Consider the following 5,310-nt stretch of genomic DNA (forward strand, 5'->3'; position numbering starts at 1 on the left):
GCAGGCGTCCTATTGGAAGCTATTGACAATAGCCAGTGCCCGTCTGCATGGGAGCAGCTCTATGCAAATCATAGCTTTGAAAGCCTAGAAAGTCTGGGCCGTGGCCAATCCTTTGGCGTCTGCTCTGATGTCAAAGAAAGCGAAATCATCAACTATATGGCTGCTTATGATGCGACGGATAAAGCGAAAGCAGAAGCCCTAGGCCTTTCTATCAAGGAAATCCCAGCAGCTGAATATGCCATCGTACCAGTCAAGGGGGCTATACCTGCCAGCATCCACCATGCTTGGGAATATGTTTTGGAAGTCTTCTTCCCAGAAACAGGTTATCGCCACTCAGGAGCACCAGACTTTGAAGTTTACGCCGAGGGAGACATGTCCTCGCCAGACTATCAAATGGAACTCTGGATACCAGTGGTGAAATAAAATGGTGATTGTAAGTCATTTTTTAGCTGTCGATTATAGAGGAGGATGATGCTATGCAGATGTATTTTGGGGACGTTTCTCTTTGTTATACATATTCACTTGCGATGGCGCTGCATTCGTATGGTTATGATGTTCGCCCTGAGTTTTTGGAAGCTATTATGGTGATGGGAAATGGTGCTAGTATTATAAAGGAAGATGAAAAACACCCCTTAGTCTTCTTTGATAATGGGATGCCAGATAGTTCTATCAGCCATTCTTTAAACATTTTGGGTTTTACATATGATGAATACTATATAAAGGATTCAAATGCGGTGGATCTTCTCTCTATCAGAGAAATGCTAAGCAAGTTCTTGCTCAGCGGGCCAGTTGTTCTTGGCCCTTTGGACATGGGTTATCTGACTTATAATCCCAATCATATTCATTTGTATGGGGTGGACCATTTTGTTTCAGTTTATGATCTAGATGATGAGTTTATCTATTTCCATGATCCAGCAGGCTTTGCTTGTATGAAAATGACTTTCTCAGAATTTTCGAAAGCCTGGGAAGCTAAAAATATCGACTATAAAAGAGGTTCTTTCTCCATGTGGGGAAACTTCAAAAAAATCAAATCTCCAACTTTCAAAGAAATTTACCAGAAAACATCTATGCTGATGAAGCAACAATATGAAGATGGCGAGGAGAATGTGATAGCAAGATATGCTAAGTCGGTGGCGGACAATGGCTTGAATGAAGAACAAAAGCATCTTCATCAATACTTTAGCTTCAAATTAGCTTCTATCAGAAATCTATACATGAGCAACTTCTTAAAAGACCACGATACGGTTAGATCTGAACTAAAAGAAAATTTAGCAAAATTGTTTGGCCAAGCTCATCTATTTTGTATCGAGGAAGATTATCAGAAACTATCAGAAGTCTTGTATGATATTGCAGCGCTAGATAATAGATTTAGAGATTTGTGTATTCGCTATAAAGAAGAGTAGAAAAAGTGAGAAAAACGAAGACGCTGTTTGGTAATGCAGTAGAATCGAAACCAGGGGCACCAGACTATCAAATAAATCTCTGGATACCAGTGGTGAAATAGATTAGAAATCAGCCGTTTATTTTTGAGCGGCTGTTTTTTTATGCATTGTGGTATAATGAAGCTATTACAGTTGCAGAAAGGTTTTTGACTTTATCATACAACTAAAGAATAGTAAAAATTAAATAATACAAATAAACGCTTATAATCTGTCCTATATAAATAATTTCTGGGGATTGTGTATTTGCTATCATATTTGCAATTTGATTAGTAAGAAAGCTTTTATTTTATTATAAATGTAAATAGAAAAGCGTTAAATAGTATTTAATGTTTCATAAAAATAATTCAATATTAGTTTATGATAAATCTTTTTAAAAGATTATTTAAAGTAGATAATAAAAATAGCTAAATTACTCTCTTTTGTTTACGGTTACATGTCCTTAGGTACTGGTTTTTTAATAATATATTTATATTGTAGTAGCAAACAGAATATGATATAATACGCATACAGAAAAAATAATTTTATGGTTTAAGAGGTACGTCTATGTCTATTGATTTATTTAATAAGGAACTTCGAAAAAATGCAATAAATGATTTTAATGAGGCTGTTAACCGTTATGAGGGTGTCGCAAAGACTTTGGGAAATAATGCAAATTCTCTTTACTCCAAGCGCATCAAAGGAGTAGATTTAGTTAAAGTTGTTGAAGAACGTATTAATCAACTAGCTAATACACCTAAAGAATTTGACATAAACTTGAAAAAAATAGAGATTGAGATGGAAAACTTTGCGGTAAAGCAACGCGAAATAAAGAAAGCAGAGCTAGAAGCAAAGGCTGCTTCCGGTGGAACAGGAGTAGGTGCGACATTGAGTGCGCTTGGAGTAGCGGTTGCTACTATGGGGCCAACTGCTGCAATGAGTATTGCCACTACATTTGGAGTGGCATCTACAGGTACTGCTATTTCAACATTATCTGGTGCAGCAGCAACTAATGCTGCCTTAGCTTGGCTTGGTGGAGGAGCTTTAGCAGCTGGTGGCGGCGGGATGACTGCTGGAAGCGCATTATTAGCTTTGGCTGGACCAGTTGGCTGGAGTTTAGCTGGTGTTATGTTTGCAGGTTCTATAGGCACAGGTTTCTTTGCAAGAAATAAAAATAGAGAAACTGCTGATAGTGTTACCAAAGATAGAGAAAAACTAGAAATAGTAATTCGAAGATTTAACAATAAGAATTCTGAAGTCATATCATTGATTAAATTGACTGAAATTCAAATTAATGGTATTAAGAATGCCCTATCTTCTCTAAAAGGGAATGATTATAGCTTATTTTCCCATGATGAAAAAAATCAAGCTGGCTTATTAGTTAATTCAACATTGACATTGGCTCAGCTAATTAATAAGGAACTTAAGTTAGATGCTTGATGAACAGAGCCGTGACAATGTATTGGAACAAAGCATTGCAGCATATGTTGATTATCTGAATAGTATAAGATTATCAGATTTATTACATTCATTAGATATGATTCTAGTAAATGAAACGAATAAGCTTTCAGATTTAGCTACGAGAACAGCCAATGCATTATCAAATCTTGATTTAGCCAAACTAGAAATTGAAAATCTTATAAGTAATAATCGAGGTGGTGACACAGGAGCACATGGTTTTATAGCTGAATTTGCTGAAACTGGCATTAGAAACGCAAGAGATGTTTTTGAAGGATTGCAAAAAAGTATCATTTTGTTGAATGATAATGGGGCAGCTGATATATTACTTCAGGGTAATGAAGTTCAGATGAAATTTTATTCTAATATCTTAGAGGAGATTAAACAGGCTTCTAGATATGAAAATATGATTATGATGTTTCCTAAAGACCATGTAGAGGTTATTGAAAAAATTATGAGTGGAGCAAAAACTGTTGAATATAATGGTAACAGGTTATCACTCTCACAAATTAATAAAATTAAACAGGCTATTGAAAATGAAAGTAATCTACGTGGATCTCGATATAATGAGTGGTTAAGACCCTCTTTATTACGATACAGAGATGTTCAAAAAGGTACTATTAATCAAACATTATCTGGTGAAGTTGATGCTATTAATAAACAAGCATTTCAACAAGAGCTGGATATAAAAAATAAGGCAAACAAGGAGAAATCAGTTGCTTATCAAAAATCACAACCCACTTTTGCTGAGGCTTCAAAAGTTGCTGGTGTTGGCGCAGCAGTTCAAGGTGGACTGAACTTAGCTATTTTTATTTATAGAAAACATAACGATGGAAAAGATATTTGGGATTTTGATGCTAATGATTGGCAACAATGTGGTATCAGTACAGCAAACGGTGCTATAAAAGGTGGAGTATCAGGGTTTGCTATTTATGGACTTACAAATGTTTGTCATTTAGCTGCGCCCAGTGCAGGAGCAATTGTTTCTGGCACATTTGGATTAAGTACAGCTATTGTTAAGTACAGAAATGGAGATATCGATACTGATGATTTTATCAATTTAGTAACATTGAATTCCCTTGATGCTACAGGGGCAGCGATTGGGGCAGCAATAGGGCAATCGTTGATTCCAATACCTGTTATAGGAGCTCTAATTGGTTCAATTGTTGCAACTACAGCCCTTAGTTTAGGGAAGGACATGCTAAATAAGCATGAGCGAAGTGTAATCCTTAGTTATCAAAGAGATGTAAATGATTATATAAATCGTTTAGATATTAAGTTTAAAAAACAACTAGATAAACTAATGAGCCTATATCATGAACTTGGTGAACTTCAAGAATATGCTTTTGACTACAATTTGAATTTATCATTGAGATTTATATCTTCCATTGACATGGCTAAGAAGATAGGAGTTCCCGAAACTAAAATTCTAAAAAATATTGATGAGATAGATGATTATTTTTTATCTTGATATTCCTCTTATCTAAATAATTATTTGAGGTACATTTTTCCATATATTATAGTGACTCTATTTTAGCACGAGTTTCCTTAAGTCAGGAGCAGAGCACCAGATTTTGAAGTCTACACTGAGGGTGATATGTACTCCCCAGATTATCAAATGAAAGTCTGGATTCCAGTTGTGAAATAGATTAGAAATCAGCCGTTCATTTTTGAGCGGCTGGTTTTTGGTGCATTGTGGTATAATGAAGCTACTACTGTTACAGAAAGGATTCCTACCTTGTCATACAAATTTCTACTTTTCGACCTTGACCATACGCTGTTGGATTTTGATACGGCAGAAGACATCGCGCTGACTCAGTTTTTGGAAGAGCAGGGCGTGACAGAGATTCAGACCTATAAAGATTATTATATTCCCATGAATAAGGGGCTTTGGCGGGAACTGGAGCAGGGGAAAATTACCAAGTCGGAGCTGGTCAACACTCGCTTTTCACGCTTGTTTGCTCATTTTGGTATTGAGAAGGATGGAGCCGAGTTGGCCCTTCTCTATCAGCAGCATATTGCTCAGCAAGGACAAACATATGCTGGTGCTAGTGAGCTTTTGGACAGTCTGACAGCAGCTGATTATGAGATTTACGGAGCCACCAATGGTATTACGGCTATTCAGACCGGTCGCATGGCCAATTCCGACATTTCTCCTTATTTTAATCACATTTTCATCTCAGAAAAGATGGGGACTCAGAAGCCTGAAGCTTTGTTTTATGAAAAAATAGCAGAGCAGATACCAGATTTTGACCTGTCCCAGACTTTGATGATTGGAGATTCCTTGACAGCAGATATTGCTGGCGCCAATAATGCAGGAATGGACTCTATCTGGTACAATCCCAAGAAGTTGATGAACAATAGCAGTGCGCAGCCGACTTATACGGTATCTTCCTATGAAGAAATTAAAAAATTACTGCTTTGAAAAAATTTT

The 5,310-nt window shown here is 36.5% G+C and carries 5 protein-coding genes and 1 pseudogene; all 6 read left to right on the plus strand.

Going from position 1 to position 5,310, the window contains the following annotated elements; all coding sequences use genetic code 11:
• Positions 1 to 423: GyrI-like domain-containing protein (locus Q0191_RS03610; RefSeq protein ID WP_297663923.1), on the plus strand; the 423-nt coding region annotated here is incomplete at its 5' end.
• 53 nt (positions 424 to 476) lie between these two features.
• On the plus strand, positions 477 to 1,403 hold the full coding sequence (locus Q0191_RS03615) for a DNA repair protein RadC (protein ID WP_297663925.1): 927 nt from the start codon (positions 477 to 479) through the stop codon (positions 1,401 to 1,403).
• A 582-nt stretch (positions 1,404 to 1,985) separates the two neighbouring features.
• On the plus strand, positions 1,986 to 2,858 hold the full coding sequence (locus Q0191_RS03620; protein WP_015605086.1) for a hypothetical protein: 873 nt from the start codon (positions 1,986 to 1,988) through the stop codon (positions 2,856 to 2,858).
• Entirely contained in the window at positions 2,851 to 4,347 is a 1,497-nt protein-coding gene (locus Q0191_RS03625; protein ID WP_015605085.1) for a hypothetical protein, read from the plus strand. The genes Q0191_RS03620 and Q0191_RS03625 overlap by 8 nt, the downstream gene beginning before the upstream one ends.
• Positions 4,348 to 4,434: 87 nt before the next feature.
• Positions 4,435 to 4,524: pseudogene (locus tag Q0191_RS03630) on the plus strand (AraC family transcriptional regulator); the annotation flags it as partial.
• Between the two features lie 90 nt (positions 4,525 to 4,614).
• A complete protein-coding gene (locus tag Q0191_RS03635; RefSeq protein WP_297663928.1) occupies positions 4,615 to 5,301 on the plus strand; it encodes a YjjG family noncanonical pyrimidine nucleotidase in 687 nt (228 codons plus the stop codon).
• Positions 5,302 to 5,310 lie beyond the last annotated feature (9 nt).

The organism is uncultured Streptococcus sp. (assembly GCF_938036805.1).
Classification (GTDB): domain Bacteria; phylum Bacillota; class Bacilli; order Lactobacillales; family Streptococcaceae; genus Streptococcus.